The sequence below is a fragment of the Tellurirhabdus rosea genome (assembly GCF_026278345.1).
Lineage (GTDB): Bacteria > Bacteroidota > Bacteroidia > Cytophagales > Spirosomataceae > Tellurirhabdus > Tellurirhabdus rosea.
The window spans coordinates 827,773-853,005 of the sequence record NZ_CP111085.1 but is presented as its reverse complement, the minus strand read 5'-3'; the positions used below and the strand labels follow the sequence as shown (position 1 = coordinate 853,005).

Sequence of the window (25,233 nt, the reverse complement as noted above, 5' to 3'; positions counted from 1 at the left end):
CTTGCTGTATCTTCGTTCGCTTACACCGCCGCGGCCCTTGCCGGGCTGGCAGCCGGTTCGTCGCTCTGCCGGAAGCTTTTCATGATCCAGCCGCCGCCGATCACATCGTCGCCTTCGTAAAATACGGCGGCCTGCCCCGGCGCAATGGCGCTGACGCCTTCGTGGAAATGCACCCGGATGCGGTCGTCCGATTCCTGCATCAACAGCGCGGGCGTGCCAGAATCCTTGTACCGGATTTTGGTGACGGTTTCCAGCGGGCCGGGCAGTCGGTCGTACTTCTGCAAGTTCAGTTTGCTGACGTACATCCCGTCGCGGAACAGGTCCTTGTCCACGCCCAGCACGACTTCGTTGGTTTCTTTCCGGATTTCGGTTACAAAAACCGGGTGGCCGAGCGCAATGCCGAGCCCTTTCCGCTGGCCGATGGTATAGAACGGGTAACCTTCGTGCCTGCCGACCACTTTGTTGCTGCCTTCGAGAACAAAATTACCGCCCGCCACTTCCTGCTCCAGACCCGGCATCCGGCGTTTGAGGAAGCCCCGGTAATCGTTGTCGGGGACGAAACAGATTTCGTACGACTCGGATTTGGTCACGAGTTCGATAAAGCCGCGTTCTTTCGCCATCTCGCGGATTTCCGATTTGCGGAGATGGCCCAGCGGCAGTTTGGTCCGGCTCAGGCTTTCCTGCGAAACGCCCCAGAGCACATACGACTGGTCTTTGAGGTTATCAATGCCTTTGGAAATGATGTACCGTTCGTTCTCGTGGCGTATATTGGCGTAGTGGCCCGTGGCGATGAACTCGCAGTCGAGGCGGTCGGCGCGGCGCAGCAGGGCATCCCATTTGATGTGGGTGTTGCAGAGAACGCAGGGGTTGGGCGTGCGGCCTTCGAGGTATTCACCCGTAAAATGGTCGATGACGTAATCGCCAAATTCGTTGCGGATGTCGAGAATGTAATGCGGGAAGCCGAGGTTGACGGCGATGTTGCGGGCGTCGTTGATGCTGTCGAGGCTGCAACAGCCCGTTTCTTTCTTGGTGCCGCCCGAGGAGGCGTAATCCCAGGTTTTCATGGTCATGCCGATGACCTCATAGCCTTCTTCGTGCAGCAGCACCGCCGCGAGGGAAGAATCAATGCCGCCGCTCATGGCGACCAGAATACGTCCGTGTTTACTCATGGTATCTGCCGGGGTTCAAAGCCCCGCGATAAACAATTAAGAATGATAAGTTATGAATTATGAGTTGGTGGGAATGCTGAATTTAACGCGAAAAAACACAAAGTTAGTTTCCGAAGCCTTCAGAACAGCGTACTTTTGCCAAAAACCGCATAACTCATCATTCATAACTCATAATTCATAACTGAATAATGGCACTGCGTACCGTCGTCAAAATAAGTAACGTGACCAACCTCAGCGATGCGCGGTATTGTGCCGGCATGGGCGTGGAAATGCTTGGTTTTTCCATGGATGAAACGGCTGAGCAGTACGTCAGTCCGCAGAAACTGGCCGAAATCCGGGGCTGGCTGGCGGGTGTTCAGATCGTGGGCGAAACGGCCGAGACGGACCCGCAGGCTTTCGAAAAGCTGCTGGAAAGTTACCAGCCGGATGCCGTTCAGGTGGAAGATTCCGCCGTGGTGCCCTACGCCGCCTCCTTCGATCTGCCGGTAATCCTGAAGCTGGATCTCGGCCAATTGACCCTGGCGCAGATTACGTCCATTCTCACCACCAAACACGACGGACTTTCCTTCGTTCTGCTGGAAGCCAAGGCCCCCATTAACCTGGACGATGACCTCAGAACCACGTTGCAGCAGCTGGCCGAAAGCTATCCCGTGCTGCTGGGAACCGGCATTTCGGTGGATAACGTCCTCGATGTGCTGGCGAATCTGCCGCTGAGAGGAATTGCCCTGGCCGGAGGCGACGAGGCCCGCCCCGGCTACCGGGAGTTTGGCGAAATGATGGATATTCTGGAAAAACTGGAAGAAGAGTAACGTACTGAGCGGCTGGTAAGCCGATAAAACCCGAATCAGCGCCTGAAACAGATGTGCTGCCCGTGGATCCAACGATGTTTTCTGTCCGATAACCCGGTCCCGCACGACCGGGTTTTTCTTTTGTCGCCTGCCGGGCCGGGCCTGCCAGGCCGGGTCTTTACCTCAGGAAATCAAACATTCGGGGCAGGGTGAAGATTGATTAGCAAACGGCGCACCTTGGTCCCGTCCGGGACCGCAGGCAATTTATGGAACAGCAAAACTATCTTTGGTGGCAACAGGGTGTCATCTACCAGATTTACCCCCGATCGTTTCAGGACAGCAACGGCGACGGCATTGGCGACCTGCGCGGCATCATCAACCGGCTGGATTACCTCAAATGGCTGGGAATCGACGCCATCTGGATTTCGCCCATCTACGAATCACCGATGGCGGATTTTGGGTACGATATAGCCGATTATACCAGTATTCATCCCATTTTCGGCACAATGGATGAGTTTGACGCGCTGCTGAAGGAAGTGCACGCCCGGGGCATGAAACTCATTCTGGATTTGGTGCCGAACCACACCTCCGACCAGCATCCCTGGTTTCTGGAATCGCGCTCGTCGCGGGATAATCCCAAGCGGAATTGGTACCTCTGGCAGGACGCCCGCCCCGACGGCTCTCCGCCCAACAACTGGCTGAGCGTTTTTGGCGGCAGCGGCTGGGAATGGGACCAGACCACCGGTCAGTACTATTACCACGCTTTCCTGAAAGAGCAACCCGACCTGAACTGGCGCAATCCGGAGGTTCAGGAGGCCATGATGGCCGTCATGCGGTTCTGGCTCGACAAGGGCGTGGACGGGTTCCGGGTAGACGTCATGTGGCACATGATCAAGGACGATCAGTGGCGCGATAACCCCCGCAACCCCGGCTACGAGCCTCATATGGCGACCTATGAGCAGTTGCTGCCGGTGTATTCTACCGACCAGCCAGAAGTCCATACCATCGTCCGGATGATGCGGAGCGTGCTCGATTGGTACGACGAGCGGATGATGATCGGCGAAATTTACCTGCCCATTCAGCAGCTAATGACCTATTACGGCACCGACCGGAACGGGGCGCATCTGCCGTTCAATTTCCAGTTGCTGACCCTGCCCTGGGATGCGCAGCAGGTGGCCACGGCCATCGACCAGTACGAAGGCGCGCTTCCCGGCGATGGCTGGCCCAACTGGGTTCTCGGCAACCACGACCAGCCGCGTATCACGAGCCGGGTAGGGCAGACCCAGGCCCGCGTGGCTGCCCTGCTGCTGCTGACGCTCCGCGGAACGCCCACCGTGTACTACGGCGACGAAATCGGCATGCGCGACGTGCCGATCCCGTTCGAGGAGGTGCAGGACCCGCAGGGCCTCAACATGCCCGACCTGAACCTGAGCCGCGACCCTTCCCGCACGCCGATGCAGTGGGACGATTCGGAAAATGCCGGTTTCACCACGGGCAAACCCTGGCTGCGGCTGCCCGAAGTCTTTCGGCGGCATAACGTGCAGGCGCAGCGGCAGGACCCGTACTCGATGCTCAGCCTCTACAAACGCCTCATCGACCTGCGACACCGGGAGCCCGCGCTCAAGACGGGTAGCTACCGCCCGGTCTACTCCGACCGGCAGACCATTGCCTTCGAGCGCGAAAGCGAGGGCCACGACAGCTTTCTGATCGTCCTCAACCTGAGCCACCGTCCGAGTTATTTCAAACCTAAGCAGTACGAGTTTGCCGGTACGGTCGAAATCGCTACTGTGCCCGAACGCGAAGGCATCCGGGTGGAAAACAGGCTCAACCTGGGCGGCGACGAAGGGGTAATTGTGCGGCTGGAGAAGTAAAAACCTGTTTTAGCGAATAGATACAAGGGAGAGAACCGGCTTGAGATTCGTTCTTAAGCCTTTTGTCATAAACGTTTAGAAACTGAATGAAAACCATTGGGGCGGAATACCTGGGTGACGGGCGTTGCGTGTTTACCGTCTGGGCGCCACTGAAAAAAAAGATGGTGCTGCACCTGATTCAGCCGAAAGAACAGAAACTGCCGATGGAACGGGCGGACTTCGGGTATTTCAGACTCGAAATGACGGGCGTTGAACCGGGAACGCGTTACTTTTTCAGGCCGGATGACGAAGAGGATTTTCCCGATCCGGCCTCGCAGTACCAGCCCGACGGGGTACACGGCCCTTCCGCCGTTGTGGACCACGGGGCGTTTGCCTGGCAGGACAGCGCCTGGCGGGGTATTCCGTTCCGGAACCTGATTCTGTACGAACTGCACGTGGGTACGTTCACACCGGAAGGCACGTTCGAAGCCATCATTCCCCGCCTTGCCCAACTGGCCGAGGTTGGGATCAACGCGCTGGAGCTCATGCCGGTCAACCAGTTTCCGGGCAGCCGCAACTGGGGCTACGACGGCGTTTTTCCGTATGCCGTTCAGGATAGTTACGGCGGACCGGAAGGGCTGAAAAAGATGGTCGATGCCTGCCACGCGCACGGAATTGCCGTTTTTCTGGACGTGGTCTACAACCACATTGGGCCCGAAGGCAATTATTTCGGCAAATTCGGCCCGTACTTCACCAGCCAGTACTGTACTCCCTGGGGCGATGCCCTGAATTTCGACCGCGACTGGTCCGAGGGCGCACGGGATTATTTTTCCAACAACCCGCTGTACTGGTTCGAAAAGTTTCACATCGACGGTCTTCGGGTGGATGCCATTCACACCATTTACGACACGGGGGCGGTCAACTTCTGGGAACTGACGTACCACAAAATCCGCCAGCTGGAACAGCGGCTCGGCCGTTCGCTGCCGATGATTGCCGAAAGCGACCTGAACAGCCCGCGGGTCATCCGGTCGCCCGAACTGGGCGGGTACGGCTTTACGGCCCAGTGGCTCGACGATTTCCACCACACGCTGTATGTGCTCGTCGATGAAGAAGGGAAGCAGCGCTACCCGGATTTTGGGCGGATGGAACAACTGGCGAAGGCGTTTACGGACGGATTTGTACACAGCGGCGAGTTTGTACCGTTTCGCAAACGAAAATACGGCGCTTCGTCCGTGGGTATTCCTGGCGACCATTTTGTGGTGTTCAACCAGAACCACGATCAGGTCGGCAACCGGGTGAAAGGCGAGCGTCTGTGCATGCTGGTCGATTACGAACGCCTGAAAGTGGCCGCCGCCGCCGTCATGCTGTCGCCGTACATCCCGCTGCTGTTCATGGGGGAGGAGTACGGCGACGAATCGCCTTTTTTCTACTTCGTCAGTCATTCGGAACCCGAACTGGTGGAAGCCGTCCGGAAAGGGCGCAAAGAAGAGTTTGCCGATTACGGATTTGATGCCGAGCCGCCGGACCCGCAGGACGAAAAGACCTTTCTGGACTCGAAACTACGGTGGCAGGTGCGCTCGGAAGGTCGGCACCGCCTGATGCTGGAATGGCACCAGCAACTGATTGCGCTGCGCCGGTCGCACCCGGTTTTGCAGAACGTCGGGAAAGACGACCTGCGGGTGGACGTGCTGGGCCAGCAGGGGCTGGTGCTGCACCGGCGCAGTGAAGACGGGCTCAGGCACCTGCTCTGCCTTTTCAACCTCTCCGGCGAGCCGGCTGCCTATGCCGTCGCCCATTCGGCCGCCCGCTGGCAGAAGATTCTTGATTCCCGCGAACGCCGGTGGCTTACCGAAGCCGACGACCGCCCGGGCCTGCCGATTACCGTCGAAGCCGGAGCCGCCGTCAGCCTCCCGCCGCTCAGCATTACCGTTTATGAAGCGAGCGAATAAAAAAGAAAAGTAGGAGGCGGAGCGATCTGGTTTCGCCTACTACTTGGTATTACCAACTATCCGGTTTTTGATGGATTTCATCCTGTCCGGCGTCCATTCTTATAACTCAAATTGGGGGAAATTTGCGCGTTTGGTAGGTTTACTGCGTCAACTAACGACAACAAACCATGAACAAACGCTTAGAACGCCTGACGAATGACTCGGTGCTGGGCGGCGTTGCCGCCGGACTGGCCGATTACTTTACCATAGATAAAACGCTGGTCCGAGTCCTGTTCGTCGCCGGCTTTTTTCTGCCTCATTTTCCGTCTTTGCTCATTTACATTATCTTGTGGATTGTGTTGCCGGAACGCATCGGCGCGGCTTATACCGTCTACTCATCCACGCCCGGCTCCTCTTCAACCTCAACCCCCTATTCGACCATGAACCAGAATGTAAACCGGAAAGACGAACATACCGGAAGTATTGTATTTGGCGGACTGCTGATCCTGATCGGCGTGTATTATTTCATGCGTGAGTGGTTCGATTTCTACATCGATTTTGGCAAGATCTGGCCGATTGGTCTGATTCTGCTGGGCGTGTGGCTGCTCGTTCGCAACCGGAACCGGAACGACGACGACACCTACAACAGCGGCCAGACGCCGCCCTATACCGGCACGACCGGCACCAGCGACCCCTACACCGGCAGTAATCCCCAACAACCCCTCTAATCAACCGACGCCATGAAATCGCGAAGTATTGTTCCGGGCATCGTTCTGATTACCCTGGGTGTGATCTTTTTGGGTGAGAAACTGGACTGGTTTCACCTCGATCTGGGCAACCTAGCCCGCTTCTGGCCCATTCTGCTGATTCTGGCCGGGGTGAACATCATCCTGCGGCGAAGCAACAGTTCGGCCGCCGTGGTCACGACCGTGCTGCTGGCCGTAGCCATCCCGCTGGCCGTTATCAGTGCCTTCCGTTCCAACCGGGAAAAGGTGGAAGTCCATGTGGACGACGATGAGGATGATTTCGAGTGGCATAGCGACGATTCGGACAATGACACGGCCAGCTCCGGCACAACGCCCCGGACCGACCGGTTTGCCGAGCCGATGGCCCCCGACATCCAGCAGGCGAGGTTGAAGTTCGGCGGTGGAGCGGGCACGTTCACCATCGGCGCACCCTCCGACAGTCTGGTTGTAGCGGATACCCGCATGACGGTTAGCAGCTACAGCATGTCTGTTAGCCGGGATGACGAGGACCATACGGCCGAAGTGAATCTCGAACTGAACGACGACAAGTTCAAAATCCGGAACGGCAAGATTGAGAACCGGGTCAATCTGAAACTCAATGCCCAGCCGGCCTGGGAATTCGATCTGGGTTTTGGGGCCGGAAAGGCCGATCTGGATCTGAGCGCCTACGCCGTGCGCCGTCTGGAACTGGATGCCGGGGCCGCCGAAATCGACCTGAAGCTGGGCGACCGGGCCGCCGAATCGCTCATTGACATCGAATCCGGGGTGGCGTCGGTCACGATCCGGGTTCCAAAAACCGTCGGCTGCCAGATCGAGATGCAGGGCGCGATGAACTCCCAGAAGTTTGTCGGCTTCACCGAAGTAAGCAACAACCGCTTCCAGTCCCCGGACTACGACAAAGCCGCCAAAAAAGTGACCATCAAATACGAAGGCGGCATGTCGAGCGTGAAAGTGGAACGTTATTAGTTAAGAGTTACGAGTTAAAAGTAGGCTCCGCTTATTCAGGTTTCTGAACTGGCGGAGCTTTACTTTTAACTTTTAACTCTTAATTCTTAACTATTTTTTAAAGATTAGGGCTTTCACGGGCTGAATCCGGGTGATGACCAGCGTTGGAATCCAGAGGATGAGGCCGATCAGGAGGAGCGTTCCCAGGTTGGCGAACAGAATGACGGGCAGGTTCCACTCGATGGGCACGTAACTCATGTAGTAGTTCTTGGGGTCAAGCGGTACCAGGCGGAAATAATACTGGATGGCGCACAGGCCCAGACCCAGCAGGTTGCCGATCAGCAGGCCCTTGACGACCATATCCAGCCCGACGTATAGGAACATCCGGCGGATGAGCGCATCCGGACTGCCCATCGCCTTGAAAAGCCCGATCATCGGCGTCCGCTCCATCATCAGCACCAGCAGAATCGACACCATGTTGAAGCTGGCGACGAACAGAATCAGCACCAGAAAAACCACCGCGTTCGAGTCGAGCATGCTCATCCAGTCGAACAGCTCCCGGTAATTGTCTGAGACGCGCGTGGGCAGAAAATCGGGCGGCGAAAGGTCGCGGACCGCCTCGTAAACGGCATCGAGCCGGTTGAAGTCGTTCACGAAAAGCTCGAACGTCCCGACCGAATCCGGCCCCCAGTTGTTGAGCCGCTGGACCATGCGGATGTCGCCCACGACAAAGGTGCCGTCGAATTCAGGCATGCCGGTATCGTAAATACCCGTAATCTGCAATTTCCGGGCACGGGGCGGGTTATCGATGAAATACATCGTCACCTCGTCGCCCGGTTTCAGCCGCAGCTGGCTGGCCATATACTGGCTGAGCAGCACCTCGCGCGAGTACCCGCTGTCGGGCTGAACGGCCGGAACGCGGCCCGCCACCAGCGATTCCTGAAACAAGGCCCAGTCGTAGTCCTTGCCCACGCCTTTCAGCACGGCCCCGCTGAGTTCGTCCGGCGTTTTGAGAATGCCCGCTTTCAGCCCCACGCCCTGGATGTGCCGGAGTCCTTCAATCGTTTTGATGTTCTGGGTCAGCTTGTTGCGAACGGGAAGCGGCGTTTCTTCGTAGGAGTTGTTAAGCGTAAATTTGGAAATCTGGATATGGGCGCCGAAAAGAAAAATCTTTTGCCGGATGGTATTTTTAAACCCGAACAGCACCGCAAAGGCAACCAGAATAACGGCTAGGCCAATGGCAATGCTGGCAATGCCCACCCGGGTTACGGTGGCGGAAAAGGTTTCAACGGGAGCATGGCGGATACGCCGGGCCAGAAAAAGCGGAAGATTCAAATCGGGCTAACAGTTAAATGCCGGGACGTTGTCCGCAGCCAGAGTTTTGCGGCTTAAAAGTAACGAACAGAACCGGCTTCCGGATGTGCAGGCGCCGGTTTTCTTACGCACAAAAGGGACGATTGGCCGGGCCTGCCCAAATCCAGCGCAAAAAGTCAGGCGGGAGCCGCAAACGGCAGGCGCGGGGCCGACCGGTCTCGTTTATAGGTTTCCGGTCGAAAGCCTAAAAGAAAAAACCGGGAATTTCGTTGCGGGAGGGAAGGCAGCGTGCCTACTTTGCAAAAAGAATATGTATCGTCACTCCTCTTATTCATGACACCACTTCGCCACGTACTTTTCCTGTTTGCCCTACTCCTCATCAGCAGTTGTAAAGCCCAGACGGGCAAAACGTCCACCCGGGCAGCCTCCGCCCGCCTGCAGACCGGCGCCGAGCAGATGAACCAGTTTCTGCCCCTGCTGAAAGGCAAACGGGTAGGCATGGTCGTCAACCACACCTCCATTGTCGGAAACACGCACCTGGTCGATAGCCTGCTGGCCCGCGGCATTGCCATCAAAACCATTTTTGCCCCGGAACACGGCTTTCGCGGGCAGGCCACCGACGGGGAGACCATCGCCGACGGCCGGGATACGCGCACGGGCGTTCCCATTATCTCCCTGTACGGCAAAAACCGCAAACCGGCGCCCGAACAGATCGATTCGCTGGACGTGCTGATCTTCGACATTCAGGATGTAGGCACCCGTTTTTACACTTACATCAGCACCATGCACTACGTGATGGAAGCCTGCGCCGAGCAGAAAAAGCCGCTCATCGTGCTGGATCGGCCCAATCCGAACGGAAATTACGTCGATGGTCCGGTGCTGGACCCCAAATTCCAGTCGTTTGTCGGCATGCACCCGATTCCCGTCGTCCACGGGCTGACGGTTGGCGAACTGGCGCAGATGATCAACGGCGAGAAGTGGCTGAAAAACGGCGTTACCTGCCCGCTGACGGTCGTCAAAATACCGGCTTACAACCACCGTCTGCCGTACCGCCTGCCGGTTCCGCCTTCCCCGAACCTGCCCAACCAGCAGTCTGTCCTGCTGTATCCGTCGCTCTGCTTTTTCGAGGGCACGATTGTCAGCGTGGGCCGCGGCACCGACAAGCAGTTCCAGGTCATCGGCGCCCCGGAGAATCCGGCTTACGGAAAATTTGAATTTACCCCGACCGATAAACCCGGCGCGGTGAACCCGCCGCAGGAAGGCAAGCGGTGTTACGGCTACGATCTTTCGCAGGCGGAGCCGCCGACGAACGGGTTGTCGCTCAAATACCTGTTTGAGTTTTTCCGGAAGACGCCGGACAAGACGAAATTCTTTCTGGCAACCAACTACATCGACAAGCTGGCGGGCACCGACGAGTTCCGGAAACAGGTCCTCGCCGGCAAGTCCGAAGCCGAGATTCGGAAGACCTGGGAGCCGGGCCTGAATCGTTACAGGGCGTTGAGAAAGAAGTACTTACTGTACCCGTAAAAAAATTTTTGGCCGTTCACGCAATTAAATAGCCCGCTCCGGATTTTCGGCAAACTTTTTGCCATCCTCTGTTTGTAATTTTCCGTAACAAATACGATACTTACTCAACGTTTTTTGTACTAACTACAGGCAGAGGAGATGATAACAGAGGTTTACGCAGTACAGCGGGTAATTTCCGTATTCGACCGATATTCGTCGGAATTTGTAAGCATGGTGCCCGTCCGGCATTTTGAACTCGAAAAGTTCCTGTACACTTTTGAGGTGCCTTCGAATGATCCCATGATGTACGAATTCTACGAAATCCGGCCCGAACATCTGTACGCGTTGCGAAACGAAGAGATTTATTTTGACTTCGACCGGTATAATTACTACGTCGAGTGCGCCATTAGCGAATAGAAACCGCAACAGCATTCCGGTGCTGTTGCGGACTTTTCCCAAAATGCCCTACCTTTGCATTTTGGAAACGTAGCATGGCCACCGAGCAGATTCTCATTCTCGATTTTGGTTCGCAGTACACCCAATTGATTGCCCGCCGGGTGCGGGAACTGAATGTCTACTGCGAAATTCACCCCTACAACAACATCCCGCCGATTACGCCTGACGTCAAAGGAGTTATCCTGTCGGGCAGCCCGTGTTCCGTCCGCGACGCCGACGCACCGATGATCGACCTGGCGGCCTTCCGGGGCCAGCAGCCGCTGCTCGGCGTTTGTTACGGCGCGCAGATGCTGGCGCAGACCAGCGGCGGGCAGGTACAGCCTTCGTCCATTCGCGAGTACGGCCGGGCCAAACTGGGCACCGTCGATCTGGCAAGTCCGCTCCTGCACGGCATCGACCCGCATTCGCAGGTCTGGATGTCGCACGGCGATACGATCATGGACATTCCCGAAGGCTTCCGGGTGATCGCCTCCACGGACACCGTTCGGGTGGCGGCCTTCGATGTGGAAGGCGAGCCGACCTTCGGCATCCAGTTCCACCCCGAGGTGACGCACTCCCTGCAGGGCAAACAGCTTCTGAAAAACTTTGTGGTCGATATCTGCGGCTGTTCGCAAAACTGGACTTCAGAGTCGTTTGTGGAAAGCACCGTGGCGGCCCTGAAAGCAAAACTGGGCGACGGCAAGGTGGTGATGGGACTCTCGGGCGGCGTGGATTCGTCGGTCGCGGCGATGCTGATTCACCGGGCCATCGGGAAAAACCTCTACTGCATTTTTGTCGATAACGGCCTGCTGCGCAAAGACGAGTTCGAACAGGTTCTGGACTCTTACCAGCACCTGGGCCTGAACGTCAAAGGCGTGGATACCAAAGCCCGTTTCTACGAAGCACTGGCCGGCCTGACCGATCCGGAAGCCAAGCGCAAAGCCATCGGCAAGACGTTCATCGACGTTTTTGACCACGAAGCGCACCTGATTGAAGACGTGAAATGGCTCGGCCAGGGAACGATTTATCCGGACGTAATCGAATCGGTTTCGGTGAAAGGTCCTTCGGCCACCATCAAATCGCACCATAACGTAGGCGGACTGCCGGACTTCATGAAACTGAAGGTCGTGGAGCCGCTCAATACCCTGTTCAAAGATGAGGTTCGGGCCGTTGGAAAAACGCTCGGCATCCCGGACGCGATTCTGGGCCGTCACCCGTTCCCCGGACCGGGCTTAGCCATCCGGATTCTGGGCGACATCACGGCCGAGAAAGTGGCGATTCTGCAGGAAGTGGATGCACTCTTCATCAACGGCCTCAAAAAATACGGCCTCTACGACCAGGTTTGGCAGGCCGGCGCGATGCTGCTGCCGATCCAGTCCGTGGGCGTTATGGGCGACGAGCGGACCTACGAACGGGTCGTGGCGCTGCGGGCCGTCACCAGCGTCGACGGCATGACCGCCGACTGGGCGCACCTGCCCTACGAGTTCCTGGCCGATATTTCCAACGAAATCATCAACCGCGTCAAAGGCGTCAACCGGGTAGTCTACGACATCTCCAGCAAACCGCCGGCCACCATTGAGTGGGAATAAAATCGGTTAAGAGTTAAAAATTAAAAGTGAAAAGTAAGGCTCCGCTTGTCAGAAACCTGAATGAGCGAAGCCTTACTTTTCACTTTTAATTTTTAACTCTTAACTAACTTCCCGCCCCCGTTGGGTCCTCTTCGTTGGGGTTGCCGGCGGCGTTGAGGGCGTCGCCTGGTTCGATGTCCTCTTCGGTCAGCATGGCGTCGTTGGTGCCGTCGGCGTCGGTGCGTTCGGCTTTTTCGAGTTCCGTGCCCTGGTTTTTCGGCTGAACGTCGGTGCCGCCCTGCATCGCATTCGGACTGAACTGCGGGTTTTGCATGGCGCCCGTCTGCGGATTCACCTGCTCGGACCGTGCCCAGGCTTCCAGCGGTCCCTGGTTTTCGTCTTCGCCGGGCTGGTAGTGCTCGTTCATGGCTTCGAGGCCATGTTCATCTTTGTTTTTCATGACGTTGTGAATTTGATATTCAAGGTTTATCGTTTAGGGTTTATGGTTTAGAGTTGGGCGGGCGAAGGTCGTCCGATAGGAACCCTAAACCATGAACCCTAAACGATAAACTGAACTACGAACTACTCCGGGTTACATGCCCGCCGAGGTAAAAATTATCGTCCTGCTGGTGATCGTGTTCGCCGGTAGGGTCGCCGTCGCGGTCAACCGGCTCGTCGTCGGTCACATCCTGACCCGTCGGCGAATCATCTTCCGTATCGAATTCGTCATCGTCGATGGAGGCTCCGCTCTGGTTGACGATGTTGGGATCAAGCCGCCCGATTCGGGAGCCGATCAGTTCCGTATCGTTGGGATTGTTTTTCATAACGATCGTGGATTGTGTACCTTCTGAACCCGTCGGCTGCTAAATTGTTCGCCGGGATGAGTGGTAGGCCGTGGCCGAAAGTGCCTTTACAGAAAAGATGATCAATTGTGTCCACCTATGCGTTTTTCTTACTCCATCCTTTTTTTGACTTTCTGCTTTTTTGCCGTTTCCAAACCCGTTGCCGCCCAGTCGCGGGCGGGTAACCCCGTCTTTCCGGGCTGGTATGCCGACCCGGAGGTGGCTGTTTTTGGAAAAGAATACTGGATTTTTCCGACCTATTCCGCTCCGTATAAAGAGCAGGTGTTTTTCGATGCGTTTTCGTCCAAAGACCTGAAAACCTGGACAAAGCATACCCGGATTCTCGACACGACGGCCGTCCGCTGGGCCAAACGGGCCATGTGGGCCCCCGCGGCCGTAGAGCGAAAGGGCAAATACTTTCTGTTTTTTGGGGCCAACGACGTGCATCCGGGCGAAATCGGCGGCATCGGCGTAGCGGTGGCGGACAAACCGGGCGGGCCGTATAAGGACCATCTGGGCAAACCGCTCATCGGGACGATTGAGAACGGGGCGCAGCCCATCGACCAGTTTGTGTTTCGGGATAAGGACGGACAGGATTATCTGCTCTACGGCGGCTGGGGCCATTGCAACATTGCCCGCCTCAAGCCCGATTTCACCGGCTTGCTGCCGTTCCCGGACGGAAAGATGTTCCGCGAGATAACCCCGAAAAATTACGTGGAAGGCCCGTTGATGTTCATTCGCAACGGCAAGTATTATTTTATGTGGTCGGAGGGAGGCTGGACGGGCCCGAATTATTCGGTGGCTTATGCCGTGTCGGATTCGCCTTTTGGTCCCTTTGAGCGCGTCGGCAAGATTCTCCAGCAGGACCCGACCGTGGCCCGGGGAGCCGGTCACCACTCCGTGCTGCAGATTCCCGGCACCGACGAATGGTACATCGTCTACCACCGCCGCCCGCTGACCGAAACCGACGGTAACCACCGCGAAACCTGCATCGACCGGATGGAATTCGACGAAAAAGGCTTCATCAAGCCGGTGAAAATTACGCGGGAAGGAGTAGAGGCGCGGCGAATCAAGTGATCCAGCACCGGATACGACCGGAGAACAAACGAGTCACCAAAGCAGAAGGGGCCGAATGACCCGTTGACGGTATCATTCAAGCTTCCGTGTGTCTGCCCGGTCTTTGCTGTTCGACTCCGTGAAGTCTCAGGTTAGCATCAGAGCGAAGTAAATTCCTGCAAAAATCACGGTCAGCCAGGGGCTTAAGCCCAGGATCTGCGTCCGGAGGTAGTGCTGCCAGATGGACAGGGCCACCCCGGCCACCGCCAGTCCGGTCCAGCCAAATGGCAGTGCAATACTCAGCAGCACGGCTGCCGGCAGTAGGCTCATGCCCAGATGGCCCGTGTAATCAAGCAGGTGTTCCCAGTAATTGGGCGTTCGTTTGTGGCGAAGGTGCGCGGCTACAAGTCCGATCTGTACCGCGACACCCGCCACCACGGACCACTTCAGCGTCCCGACAGCCGTGACATGCAGCGCCCCGACCAGACCAAACACCACCGCCAGGAACAACAGGCGCCACCGGGCGTGAAATTGCGGTTCAAAATCCATCAGTTCCCAGCGGTCGGCGGGCGTCGGGACCACGATGCGGCGGTTGTAGGAAATGAAGGCATACAGGCGGTACAGGACCATCTTCACCCAGCGGACAGAGCCCAGATACCGGATCGCGCGGCTTTTGCTGCCGAGCAGTTCGAGCAAAGCATCTACGCCGTAGAGCGTTTCTCCGCCCTGCAAATCCACCAGCGGAATCTCGTGGCGAGCCCGTTGTGGATCCACCCGAGTCGTGATGGCTTCATCGGCGAGGCCGCTGTTGCCTAAGCGTTGTTCTTCCTTCAACAAGCCCATTTTGACGAAGCCTTTTGTATACAGGCGGCACATCGGGCAATTGTCGTCAAAGATTATAGCCTTTTCCATATGTTTAATACCTTTAGATGTTTCAGTAATAATTGAAATATTGCGCCTTAAAAAAAGGGCCAAGCCGTACGTCATCAACGGCGTTCTGACCGCCTGTTCAGTTATGTCCTGCGCTAATCCGGCGGGTGCATCATCTGAAAACTTTCATAAACTGTCCCATTAGCCAGTTTTCCTCGGCTTTAATCACCGCGTTCAGGGTATTGTCGGCAAATTCCACCACGCCACTGAGGTTGTTCATTACTTTGCGAAACTCCTGCGCCTCGGGGGTGGAGTCGTCGATGTTTTTCAACTCGTTGAGCACCTCCACTACGGGGGTGATTTCGCGCCGCCGCCGTTCGCGGGCAACCTGCCGGGCTATTTTCCAGACATCTTTTTCGGCATAGAAGAACTCCCGCCGCTCGCCGGGGCGGAGTTGTTTGTAAATAAGCCCCCAGTCCAGGAGGTCACGGAGGTTCATGCTGGCGTTCCCGCGCGAAATCTGCAATTCCTGCATGATTACGTCGGTATCCAGCGGTTGGGGCGCAATCATCAGCAAGGCGTGAATCTGCGCCATCGTGCGGTTGATGCCCCATTGCGTCGCCAGCGTTCCCCAGGTCTGAATGAATTTCGCTTTCGCCTCGTCATACGTCATGGGGCAAATATATGGTATATTTTAAACTTTCAATAAATATTGAAAATTAAATTAGTGACGGAATAAAAAAATGGATTGGAGCAGGCCGCGTAAACTTAACGCCCACATAACCTCAGTTTTCCGGCAAACCTGTAGCTTTGCTCCATTCCATCCTCGACCACATGAGACGATTTTACGCAACGGCATTGCTGTTATCCCTGTCGCTTTCCGCTTTTGCCCAGAAGGCGGTTCAAAAAGAGCAAAACGCCCTCAAAGGCCTGGAAGCCAAACGGATAACGCTGCCGAATGGCTGGAGCCTGACGCCCGTCGGCCGGACGCTGCCGCTGGGTGATCTGCCGCTCAACATGGCCGTCTCCCCGAACGGGAAGCAACTGGCCATCACCAACAACGGCCAGAGCAAACAGACCATCCAGCTCGTAGACATCGCCTCCGAAAAGCTGCTGAGCGAACTCGAAATTCCCAAATCCTGGGTGGGCATCCGCTTTAGTCCGGATGGCTCAAAACTGTACGCTTCGGGCGGCAATGACAACCGGATCGTGGTGTACGACATCGCGAACGGCCAGTTGAAAGAGTCCGGCCGAATCGAGCTGGGGAAACCCTGGCCGGTGAAAATCTCAGTGGCCGGGGTTGAACTGGACGCCAAAGGCCAGACGGTGTACGCCGTCACCAAGGAGGACAGCGCCCTCTACATCTGCGACGCGGCGGCGGGCACCATCCGCTCCAAAGTAAAACTGGATGCCGAACCGTATACGGTGCTGCGGGCACCGAACGGCGAAGACCTCTACATCTCCATCTGGGGCGGCGAAAAAGTCGTCATTTTTAGTCCGGCACAGAACAAAATTACGGGACAAATCGCCACGGGCAGCCACCCCAACGACATGACCATCACCCGGGACGGCCGCTACCTGTTTACTGCCAACGCCAACGACAATTCGGTTTCGGTCATCGACCTGAAAGCCCGGAAAGTGGTCGAAACGCTCAATACGGCCCTGTTTCCCGACGCACCGGCGGGCAGCACGCCCAACGGCCTGGCGCTGACGCCCGACGGCAAAACGCTGCTGGTCGCCAACGCCGACAACAACTGCCTGGCCCTGTTCGACGTCGAAAAACCGGGTCGCAGCCGCTCCGTGGGCTTCATCCCGACGGGCTGGTACCCAACGGCCGTGAAGGTGGTCGGCAGGAAAGTGCTGGTCGCCAACGGGAAAGGCATGACCTCGCTGCCCAATCCGCAGGGTCCGAACCCGTACAAGCGGCGCGAAGAAGGCACCCAGTACATCGGCGCGCTGTTCAAAGGTACGCTCTCGGCGTTCGAACTGCCGGGGCGCGGCGAGATGGCGGCGTATTCGCAGGTGGTTTACCGCAACACGCCCTATTCGAAGGAAAAGGAAAAACTGGCGGCCGGAGAAGCCAACAACCCCATTCCGCGCCGTGTGGGGCAGAAATCGCCCATTAAATACGTCTTTTACGTCATAAAGGAAAACCGGACGTACGACCAGGTGTTTGGCGACATGAAGGAAGGCAACGGCGACGCCTCGCTTTGTCTTTTCCCGGAAAAAGTAACCCCGAACCAGCACGCGCTGGCGCGTGAATTTGTGCTGCTCGACAACTTTTACGTCGATGCTGAAGTGAGTGCCGACGGGCACAACTGGTCGATGGCGGCCTACGCGACGGATTACGTCGAAAAGACGTGGCCGACGAGCTACGGCGGCCGCGGCGGCACCTACGATTACGAAGGCAGCCGGAACGTGGCGTTTCCGAAGAAGGGCTTCATCTGGGATTACTGCCGTCGGGCGGGCCTCAGCTACCGCAGCTACGGCGAGTTTGAAGCATATTCCAAGAAGAAAGGAACGGCCCTGGCCGGGCACCTGAGCCCGAAGTACCCCGATTATGACTTGAAAATCAAAGACATCGACCGGGTGGAAATCTGGAAGCAGGAGTTCGATTCGTTGCTGGCCGCCAACGCCGTGCCGCGTTTCAACACGCTGCGGATGGGCAACGACCACACCAGCGGCGCCCGCCTGAACGCCCCAACGCCCGCCGCCCACGTGGCCGACAACGATCTGGCCGTCGGTCGGTTCATTGAGTACCTGTCGAACAGCCCTATCTGGAAAGAATCCGCGGTATTTATTCTGGAAGACGACGCCCAGAACGGCCCCGACCACGTGGATGCCCACCGTTCGCCCGCGCTGGTCATCAGCCCGTATACCAAACGGCGGCATGTCGAGCATACGATGTACTCGACCTCGGGAATGCTCCGGACGATGGAACTGATTCTGGGCCTGCCGCCGATGAGCCAGTACGACGCGGCGGCCTTGCCGATGTTTGCCTGTTTCACAAACCAGCCGAACCTGACGCCCTACAGGCACATTCCGACGAACATTGATCTGGAAGAAAAGAACACGGCCATGAACGAACCGGCCCGTAAGTCGGAGAAATTCGACCTGCGTCATGCCGATACGCTCAACGACGACGAGTTCAGCGAAGTGATCTGGAAGGCCGTGAAGGGCGAGAACGCCGTCATGCCCGCCCCGCGCCGGGGTGCCTGGGTGCGCCTGGCCGACGGGGATGACGACGACGATTGACCGTCAGAAAAAGGAAAAGGGACCGCCGGGCGGTCCCTCTAAAACCGTCCGCAAGACGGTTTTTTCATTTGCCCAACAGGAATCGCCTACAATTTGCTGAGCAGTGCGCCCGGCAGATCCACGTGGGCGGTGGAATCGACGGTCAGCGTAAGTTTGTCGAAGCGGTCGGCTTCGGCGGCGAACCTTGCCCGGTCGCGAACCTGGATGCGGGTGTCGCCGAGGCGGACGCTGTGGCCGGTTTGGAGCAGGGCGGTGGTCCGTACGGTGGCGTTCAGCCGCCCAATCCGGCTCTCGGCCAGCGCCAGCCCACCGGCCGAATCGCGGACGACGGCCGTAAGGCTATCGAGCTGCCAGTTCATTAATTTAACCGTGGCACCGTTCACATCCACGGCCGTCAGCCGCGGAGCCTGGATAAGAATATGCGGGCTGCTGGAAAAGTAGCTGCCGGCGTCGGCTCGATAGCCGTTGTTCTGGGGCAGGTGAACCACCAGCGTATCGCCCTGCATCCGGTACGAAACCTCTTCAGACGCATTTCGCTGGGACCGGAATTCGAAGTCCGGCCCGCTGGCAAGTCCGACCAGCAGGTCGTTGCGGCCTTCTATTCGCACCACCCGGAACGGTTTTAACGGCCGGGTTTCAAGCATGGAAAGCGGGTCTTTCGGATTTATCCGGGTCAGGTCTGCTTTCAGGGCAGCGTTGAAGGCCACCAGTCCGGACAGGCCCAGAAACGCAAGTCCAAGTATCAGTTTATTGCTCGTTTTCATGGTTTTCGCGCCCTTCGGCCGGGCGGTTTGGGGTGGTTACACCGGATAAGTTTCCTTGACAAAGTCCCGGTAGCGGCTCTCCAGCTCGTCCAGGCTGATGTTGAGCAGGTACATATTTCGGAACAGGTGAGGCAGTTCGCCCGCCAGAAACTGTTCGCGGCGGTAGGCGGTAATGCGGTCGGCGGCATCGTCGGCCACGAAATACCCGACGCCCCGTTTGTTGAAAATAACCTCTTTCTGCTGCAGGAATTCGTAGGTCCGTACCACCGTGTTGGGGTTGACTTCCAGTTTCGCGCCGAGGTCCCGCACCGACGGAATCCGTTCGCCGGGGGGCCACTGCCCGAGCAGCACCCGTTCGGCCACATAGTCCGCGATTTGTAAATAAATAGCTCCTTTTTCTTTAAAATCCATTCGTCAAAGTTCTTTCTCGGTAAACCGGATGTACGAAATTCCGTAAAGCGCCAGTATAAAAAAAGCCAGAAAAAGGTGGAGCCAGATCCGCAGGGAAGACGCCAGTTCCAGGGTAAGAAAACTGTTTTTCTGATTGGGCATGACCAGAATGGCGTTGAGAAGCGGAAATGCATTCCCAACGGTGCCAATGGCGGGGTCGCTGATGATCCAGTCGGCAATTTTGGTATTCACCAAAAAGGTGACGACAAAAAGGGCGAACAACAAAGCCGTTCCTTTGATAAAAGCCTGCCGAGGAAACAGCAGCGAGGCCAGCAGCGCGTAGGCGTGGACGCCGAAATACATACTGACGATGACTTTGAAACCGCTGTCGGGCCAGAAAAATACCTCTTTGGGATACTGACCGTTCGGGTCGGCTTCCCGGAAATAGTCGAGCATAACGGCCGTAATCGGGTAGTACAGCAGCAGCATCACCGGCAGGACCAGCAGCGAAAACAGGAAGGAGACCAGCCATTTCTCGAAGCGCGAGGCGGGCACCATCAGGAACGCAATGCCCCGGCCGGTCTCTGCAAACATGCCGAACGTGACCGACGCCTGAAAGCCGCCAAACAGCATGAGCGAAACGACCAGCAACACCGGCTGTCGGTCGTCACCGGGGCGGACCAGGGCGTGCCAGAGCAGCATGAATCCGGCCATGACCAGCATCCCGTAGCTGTACACGAGGCGGTGCTCGGCCCAGTGCCTGCGCACCATCAGCCCAAAGCGGTGAAAGTGGAAAGTTTGGTTCATAAACGGAAGGAGAGTTTATGGTTTAGGGTTTATGGTTTGGAGTTTAGGGTTTATGGTTTAGGGTTTGAAGCTTATGAATGTCTCTGATAGCTAGAGGCTTGCTGACTTTTTAACTCTAAACCATAAACTTTAAACCCTACCCCCCTTACCAAAAAGGGTTTTTACGCGGTCGCGGTTGTTGACGGCGGCATTGAAGAGCCGTTCGAGGTCGATTTTGCTTTCTTCGCCCGCGTCGTTTTCCATCACCACCGAATAGCCCCGCAGCGATGGCTCGGCGTACAGGACGCGGGTATCGGCTTCCACCTGCGGCAACGTGGCAAAACGCAGACGCTCGGTCACGTCGTCGAGCCGGTGGTTGAGCAGCAATTCACTATTGTCCAGAATCATCACGGTGTCGATCAGGTTGTCGAGGTCGCGGACCTGATGGGTTGAAATCAGAATGAGCCGGTCAGGGTCTACGGCCGAAGCAACCACTTTTCGAAACTTACTTTTGGACGGGATATCGAGCCCGTTGGTCGGCTCGTCCATGATGAGCAGGCGCGTGTTGGTGGCCAGGCCAAAGCTGATGAGCACCTTTTTTTTCTGCCCGTACGACATGTCCGTGAGCCACTGCCCGGTCGGCACGTCGAATTCGGACAGGTACCGCCGGAAAAGCGCCTCGTCGAACCTCGGGTAGAACGGGCTGATGGTGGCAAGGTAGCGTTCCAGCGACACGGTTGGCAGGTAGATTTCCTCGGGAATGAAAAACAGGTCTTCCAGCAGCGCGGGCGGGCGCAGGCGCGGTTCCAGGCCGTTCACCCGGATGGTGCCGCTCAGGGGAAACAGCAGCCCGACGATCAGCCGGAGCAGACTGGACTTGCCCGCGCCGTTTTTGCCGAGCAGGCCGTAAATGGAACCGGGCTTGAGCACCAGATTCAGGTCCCGAAACAATATCTTCCGGCGGCCGTACCCAAACGTTACTTGCGTGACGTTGACCATGAAAGGATTGGTTTAGTGTAATAGATAACTAATACACTGCAACAATCCAAAATTCCAACGGCAATTGCAAGTGTTTTACAAAAAATCCGAAAAATAAATTGTGCCGGGTTAAGTGGCTGGAATTGTGGTCGTTCGCTTACCTTGCTTTGGCCATAGGACTTCCCTAATCCCGATGAAAAATGCCCGTAACCGGATACTGCTCGGACTCTGGATCTGTCTGAGTCTTCAGGCCCGTAGCCAGCCGGGAGGGGCGGCTCCCTCGGCCGGCGACGGACTGCTGGGAGAATATTTTACGGACTGGAGCTTTCGGCAGAAGGTCGTTGCGCGCCGCGACCGGCAGATTGATTTCAGTTACGATGGCTACAGTGCGCCGGTCAAAGGGCTCCATCCGCAGCGTTTTTCGGTCAGGTGGACCGGACAATTGTACGCCCCCGTTTCCGGAAGCTATAAGTTCACGGCCGTCGTGGACGATGGCATCCGAATCTGGGTCAATGGCGTGCTGGCGATGGACGAATGGCGCTACCGGCGTCAGAAACTGACCGGACAAAGCATTCCGCTGAAGACCGGGCAGTTTTATGATTTCAAAGTGGAATACTACAACGCCAGGGCGGGTGGTTATGTGCAGGTCAACTGGAATCTGGTCAGTGGCAGTGCCGGTGGGTCAACGCTGACGGATTCGCCGCAGGAAAAAATCAACGGAAGTTATTTTTACAGCCAGCGACCGAAGCCTGCCGTCGCCGTTCCGCCGCCCAAACCCAAGCCGGTACCGCCGGTTGTGGCGAAAAAAGCGCCGAAGCCGACTGCGACCAGGTCACTTCCGCCCGGAAAACCCGCCGCGCCGGACAGCTCAAAAGCCGTTCTCACGCTGAAGCCACCGGTCGGGCAGATCAATCCGGCGATTATCCAGTTTCGACAGAGCGATTTCACCCTGCTTCCCCAGGCCTATCCGGAACTGGATAAATTAGCCGCCGCTTTGCGGAGCCAGCCTTCCGTTACCTTACAGGTGATCGGGCATACGGACAATGTGGGCGAGCCCCGACTAAACCAGCTGCTGTCGGAATACCGGGCGAAAGTGGTGGTCAGTTACCTCATCCAGAAAGGGATTGAACCGCATCGGCTGAGCGCCGCCGGCTGCGGCGGCACCAAACCACTGACCGGCAACGCGACCGAAGCCGACCGGGCGCAGAACCGCCGCGTGGAGTTCGTCCTCCGTTCGCCGCAATGACCGGATTACCGGCCGAATTTCAGCGTCGTGCCGACCCGGAAGCCAATATTCTGGTATTTGAAATCCTGCCATTGCGTCACGACTTCCAGCCGGAAGAACGGCAGCACGGCCGGAATCAGCCCGTCGAGGCCGTACACCAGTTCGGTATAGTTGCGCGAAGCGGGCGTGTACAGGTAGTGTACCGACACCTGTTCGCGTAGACCCGCCAGCCGGGCGTACAGAATCTGGGTCAGCAGAAACTTGCGGGTTTCGAGCAGGGCGTGGCCTTCTGCAAACCGGCGACCCGTGCTGTAGGTGTAGTACGGCAGCATCCGGAAGCGGCTCGTCGGGTCGCCCTGTTGCAGGAAAAACTGGTTGCCCAGGAAGTGCTTGAAATCCGGAAAATACACGCGCCGGTTCGTCAGGAAACCGCCCGCACTGAGCTGGTAGCTGAACTGGCTGCGAATCCCCGTTTCAAACGAATGGCCCAGCCCGACCTGCAAAAAGTCGTAATCCGACGACTGACCGCCCACCGGAATGGCTTTGCGGTACTGGATGCCGACCAGCGGGCTTTTGTTCCGGCTGGAAACCCGCTGGCCGTTCCGGATGAGGTAGCGGGTGTCGCCCAGGTGCATGGAAGCCCGCAGTTGCAGCACCAGCGCCTCGTGGGTCGGAAAGCCGCTGAAGGCTTCGGCATTAAACGGTCGGTTCGGCGTGAACGTCCGCCGGTCCCAGTTGATCCAGGGCCGAAGGTCTTCCCGGTAGTTTGCCAGTTCCGAGCGGCTGGCGTATTCCAGCCCGCCGAAGAAATCCGCTTTCTGCCGGATTCTGAGATAGGCATTCAGGTTCAGGAAGTCCTTCTGGTACAGCTTCATAAAATTCTGCTCGAACAGCAGCGTCGTGATGGTGTTGAGCGCCGGACTGATGGGATTGGCCGGGTTCAGTTGCTCCACCGTCCGCCCGCCGTTCAGGGAAACGCTGGTCGATTTGAAGCGGTAGCTTAGCGTGCCGAATCCAATGAAGCGCTGGCGGCCGAACTCGTACCGGCCCGTTGCACCCAGCGACCAGACGGGCAGCGGTTTGGCGGGGACTTTTTTCTTCGTGCTGTCTTTGGGCGGTACCGGGCTGTACCCCAGCGAAATCCCTGGCTGCAGCACGTAGCCTTCCACCGTGTTGTACGTAAAGCCCGTGAAGAGGCTTTCCCAGACCAGCGAAGTCTGCCGGTTAAGCTTCCAGGTGTTGCCGGTGATGAGTTGTTCGGGCGAGAATTTGGTTTTCTTTTTGGCTGATTTTTCCTTTTTGACCGAATCCTTCACCGCCTCTACTTTCCGGACGACCACCAGACTGTCGCCGCGGACGTAGCTTTTGATTTCGGCCTGGGTCAGCGGCACCGTGCGGAGGGAATCCCAGAAGGCGATGTTGCGGCGGTTGGCGAGGGAATCGGTGATGGTAGTGTCCGAACGCATGGGCGGAACTTCCTTTTTCTCACGCCGTTCCTGAGTCGCCTGGCGGTCGTACTCGCGCATGATGCGCCGCATGTCTTTGGCTGTCAGTTCCTTTTGCTGGGCGATCAGTTTGTCGAGGTCCTTGCCGCGGATGTCGCTTTTCTTCAACTGGGTGGCGGGTTTTTCCACTTTTTCGTCAATCACCTGCACATCCTCGGCGTATGCCGGATTGACTTTCAGGTCTTTGAATGTCTGGGTCACGACAAACTGTCCGTTACCCGCCACGCCCATCACGCGCCCGCCGATGTCGTACCGCTGGTTGACGGGCATCCAGACGTTCTGGACCGGGCTGAACTGCTGCCGAATTTTGACGGTAAGGCCCTGAAAAGCAATGGTTTCGAGCTGAAGGCTGTGAATGGCCCAAGTGTTTTCAATGATGTAAATCGTTCCCCGAAAAACGCCCTCGCCGTACGAGCGTGGGATAACGGTGATTTTGGAAATATCGACACCCTGTTCGCGGAAGGTGCCTTCGTATTCAAACTTGTAATAGGCGAACGCTTTGGGAGAGAGCGGCGAAACGGTACCGGCGACCTCCGGACGGTAAAAGCTGGCCTGAAAATACTGGTTGGGAGAGGGGAAATTGTTGTCCTGCGAATTGCGGGTGGCAATCACGCGCTGTTTGTAGGTGTTTGGCTGCCGGAAGGTGACCTCCACCACCGATTCGTTCAGCACCGGAACGCCTTTCTTGAAATTGGCTTCTTTCTCGGCTTCCTTGAGCTGCTTTTTGTACATAAACTCCATCGGCAGGTCCGTAATCGTCACCGAAGCCTTGGAATACACCCGGGCCGTATAACTGTCCACCTGGAGCAGGTGAATCCGGCTTTTGGCAATGGCGCGCCGCATGATGCTGTAAGCCGGGTCTTCCTTTCCTTTGCCCACCGCCACTTCGTTGAGCCGGAACGTTTGTTCTTCCAGTTTGATGTCCAGCGTCTGAAAGCCGTCGCTTATCTCCACCGGCCTCTGAACGGCCTGAAAACCAAGGTACTGAAAAATGATGTCGTGGCGACCCGGGGGCAGTACCAGTTCGTACCGGCCTTCTGCATTGGTGATGGTTCCGTTGGAGGTACCCCGGACGACGATGGCGGCGTAGGGGAGCGGTTCGCCTTTACTGGTCGTAACCGTGCCCCGCAGTCCCGAGGGGCGGGGCGTCTGGGCGGTTGTCAGGTGGAGAATAAAAAGGCAACCGACAAAAAGGAGGAAGCGCATAAGGACAGGTTAAAACAGTCAGGGAAAAATAAGCAATCCCGCCGGATGGTCAAAATCGGGAATGCCTGCTTATTTCCAGATGCCGTTTCGCCCTGAATGGTTGCCCC

Annotated in this window: 22 protein-coding genes; 11 read left to right on the top strand and 11 right to left on the bottom strand. The window is 57.1% G+C overall.

Going from position 1 to position 25,233, the window contains the following annotated elements:
• Positions 1–20: 20 nt before the first annotated feature.
• Positions 21–1,169 (bottom strand): tRNA 2-thiouridine(34) synthase MnmA, encoded by a 1,149-nt coding sequence (gene mnmA / locus ORG26_RS03420; RefSeq protein ID WP_266367123.1) that lies wholly within the window; start codon positions 1,167–1,169, stop codon positions 21–23.
• Positions 1,170–1,357: 188 nt separating this feature from the next.
• On the opposite strand from mnmA, the gene trpF reads away from it, so the two are divergent.
• The 5 genes from trpF to ORG26_RS03395 all read left to right on the top strand — a co-directional run bounded on the left by trpF (position 1,358) and on the right by ORG26_RS03395 (position 7,447).
• On the top strand, positions 1,358–1,978 hold the full coding sequence (gene trpF / locus ORG26_RS03415) for a phosphoribosylanthranilate isomerase (protein ID WP_266367122.1): 621 nt from the start codon (positions 1,358–1,360) through the stop codon (positions 1,976–1,978).
• Between the two features lie 245 nt (positions 1,979–2,223).
• Positions 2,224–3,828 (top strand): alpha-amylase family glycosyl hydrolase, encoded by a 1,605-nt coding sequence (locus ORG26_RS03410; protein WP_266367121.1) that lies wholly within the window; start codon positions 2,224–2,226, stop codon positions 3,826–3,828.
• 86 nt (positions 3,829–3,914) lie between these two features.
• A complete protein-coding gene (gene treZ, locus ORG26_RS03405) occupies positions 3,915–5,756 on the top strand; it encodes a malto-oligosyltrehalose trehalohydrolase (protein ID WP_266367120.1) in 1,842 nt (613 codons plus the stop codon).
• A gap of 167 nt (positions 5,757–5,923) precedes the next feature.
• Positions 5,924–6,463, top strand: a complete 540-nt coding sequence (locus tag ORG26_RS03400; protein ID WP_266367119.1) for a PspC domain-containing protein — start codon at positions 5,924–5,926, stop codon at positions 6,461–6,463.
• A 12-nt stretch (positions 6,464–6,475) separates the two neighbouring features.
• The gene (locus tag ORG26_RS03395; protein WP_266367118.1) at positions 6,476–7,447 is read left to right on the top strand and encodes a LiaI-LiaF-like domain-containing protein; all 972 of its coding nucleotides are present in this window, start codon (positions 6,476–6,478) and stop codon (positions 7,445–7,447) included.
• Positions 7,448–7,537: 90 nt separating this feature from the next.
• On the opposite strand, the gene ORG26_RS03390 is transcribed toward ORG26_RS03395, so the two are convergent.
• Positions 7,538–8,761: an ABC transporter permease gene (locus ORG26_RS03390; protein ID WP_266367117.1), complete on the bottom strand. Its 1,224-nt coding sequence runs from the start codon at positions 8,759–8,761 to the stop codon at positions 7,538–7,540.
• A 312-nt stretch (positions 8,762–9,073) separates the two neighbouring features.
• On the opposite strand from ORG26_RS03390, the gene ORG26_RS03385 reads away from it, so the two are divergent.
• The 3 genes from ORG26_RS03385 (at position 9,074) to guaA (ending at position 12,270) form a co-directional block, all read left to right on the top strand.
• Positions 9,074–10,267, top strand: a complete 1,194-nt coding sequence (locus tag ORG26_RS03385; RefSeq protein ID WP_266367116.1) for an exo-beta-N-acetylmuramidase NamZ family protein — start codon at positions 9,074–9,076, stop codon at positions 10,265–10,267.
• Between the two features lie 138 nt (positions 10,268–10,405).
• Positions 10,406–10,663: a DUF7683 domain-containing protein gene (locus ORG26_RS03380; protein WP_266367115.1), complete on the top strand. Its 258-nt coding sequence runs from the start codon at positions 10,406–10,408 to the stop codon at positions 10,661–10,663.
• Positions 10,664–10,737: 74 nt separating this feature from the next.
• Entirely contained in the window at positions 10,738–12,270 is a 1,533-nt protein-coding gene (guaA, locus tag ORG26_RS03375; protein ID WP_266367114.1) for a glutamine-hydrolyzing GMP synthase, read from the top strand.
• A 103-nt stretch (positions 12,271–12,373) separates the two neighbouring features.
• Here the strand turns inward: guaA and ORG26_RS03370 are convergent, their stop codons facing one another.
• Together ORG26_RS03370 and ORG26_RS03365 are read right to left on the bottom strand one after the other, a co-directional pair.
• Positions 12,374–12,709, bottom strand: coding sequence for a hypothetical protein (locus ORG26_RS03370; RefSeq protein WP_266367113.1), 336 nt, complete (start codon positions 12,707–12,709; stop codon positions 12,374–12,376).
• 115 nt (positions 12,710–12,824) lie between these two features.
• Complete coding sequence (locus ORG26_RS03365; RefSeq protein ID WP_266367112.1) at positions 12,825–13,073, bottom strand: hypothetical protein; 249 nt, start codon at positions 13,071–13,073, stop codon at positions 12,825–12,827.
• 117 nt (positions 13,074–13,190) lie between these two features.
• On the opposite strand from ORG26_RS03365, the gene ORG26_RS03360 reads away from it, so the two are divergent.
• Positions 13,191–14,168: a glycoside hydrolase family 43 protein gene (locus tag ORG26_RS03360; protein ID WP_266367111.1), complete on the top strand. Its 978-nt coding sequence runs from the start codon at positions 13,191–13,193 to the stop codon at positions 14,166–14,168.
• A 126-nt stretch (positions 14,169–14,294) separates the two neighbouring features.
• On the opposite strand, the gene ORG26_RS03355 is transcribed toward ORG26_RS03360, so the two are convergent.
• Positions 14,295–15,059, bottom strand: coding sequence for a thiol-disulfide oxidoreductase DCC family protein (locus tag ORG26_RS03355; RefSeq protein WP_266367110.1), 765 nt, complete (start codon positions 15,057–15,059; stop codon positions 14,295–14,297).
• Between the two features lie 130 nt (positions 15,060–15,189).
• Complete coding sequence (locus ORG26_RS03350) at positions 15,190–15,690, bottom strand: GbsR/MarR family transcriptional regulator (RefSeq protein ID WP_266367109.1); 501 nt, start codon at positions 15,688–15,690, stop codon at positions 15,190–15,192.
• A gap of 161 nt (positions 15,691–15,851) precedes the next feature.
• Between ORG26_RS03350 and ORG26_RS03345 the strand changes: the two genes are divergently transcribed.
• Complete coding sequence (locus ORG26_RS03345; RefSeq protein WP_266367108.1) at positions 15,852–18,272, top strand: beta-propeller fold lactonase family protein; 2,421 nt, start codon at positions 15,852–15,854, stop codon at positions 18,270–18,272.
• Positions 18,273–18,358: 86 nt separating this feature from the next.
• Here the strand turns inward: ORG26_RS03345 and ORG26_RS03340 are convergent, their stop codons facing one another.
• The 4 genes from ORG26_RS03340 to ORG26_RS03325 form a co-directional block, all read right to left on the bottom strand.
• Positions 18,359–19,036, bottom strand: coding sequence for a hypothetical protein (locus ORG26_RS03340; RefSeq protein WP_266367107.1), 678 nt, complete (start codon positions 19,034–19,036; stop codon positions 18,359–18,361).
• A 36-nt stretch (positions 19,037–19,072) separates the two neighbouring features.
• A complete protein-coding gene (locus ORG26_RS03335; RefSeq protein ID WP_266367106.1) occupies positions 19,073–19,447 on the bottom strand; it encodes a GntR family transcriptional regulator in 375 nt (124 codons plus the stop codon).
• Between the two features lie 3 nt (positions 19,448–19,450).
• On the bottom strand, positions 19,451–20,233 hold the full coding sequence (locus ORG26_RS03330) for a hypothetical protein (RefSeq protein WP_266367105.1): 783 nt from the start codon (positions 20,231–20,233) through the stop codon (positions 19,451–19,453).
• A 129-nt stretch (positions 20,234–20,362) separates the two neighbouring features.
• Positions 20,363–21,211, bottom strand: a complete 849-nt coding sequence (locus ORG26_RS03325) for an ABC transporter ATP-binding protein (protein WP_266367104.1) — start codon at positions 21,209–21,211, stop codon at positions 20,363–20,365.
• Between the two features lie 172 nt (positions 21,212–21,383).
• Here ORG26_RS03325 and ORG26_RS03320 point away from each other — a divergent pair, with 172 nt between their 5' ends.
• Entirely contained in the window at positions 21,384–22,436 is a 1,053-nt protein-coding gene (locus ORG26_RS03320) for a PA14 domain-containing protein (RefSeq protein ID WP_266367103.1), read from the top strand.
• 5 nt (positions 22,437–22,441) lie between these two features.
• On the opposite strand, the gene ORG26_RS03315 is transcribed toward ORG26_RS03320, so the two are convergent.
• Positions 22,442–25,126, bottom strand: a complete 2,685-nt coding sequence (locus ORG26_RS03315; protein WP_266367102.1) for a DUF5686 and carboxypeptidase regulatory-like domain-containing protein — start codon at positions 25,124–25,126, stop codon at positions 22,442–22,444.
• Between the last annotated feature and the right edge of the window lie 107 nt (positions 25,127–25,233).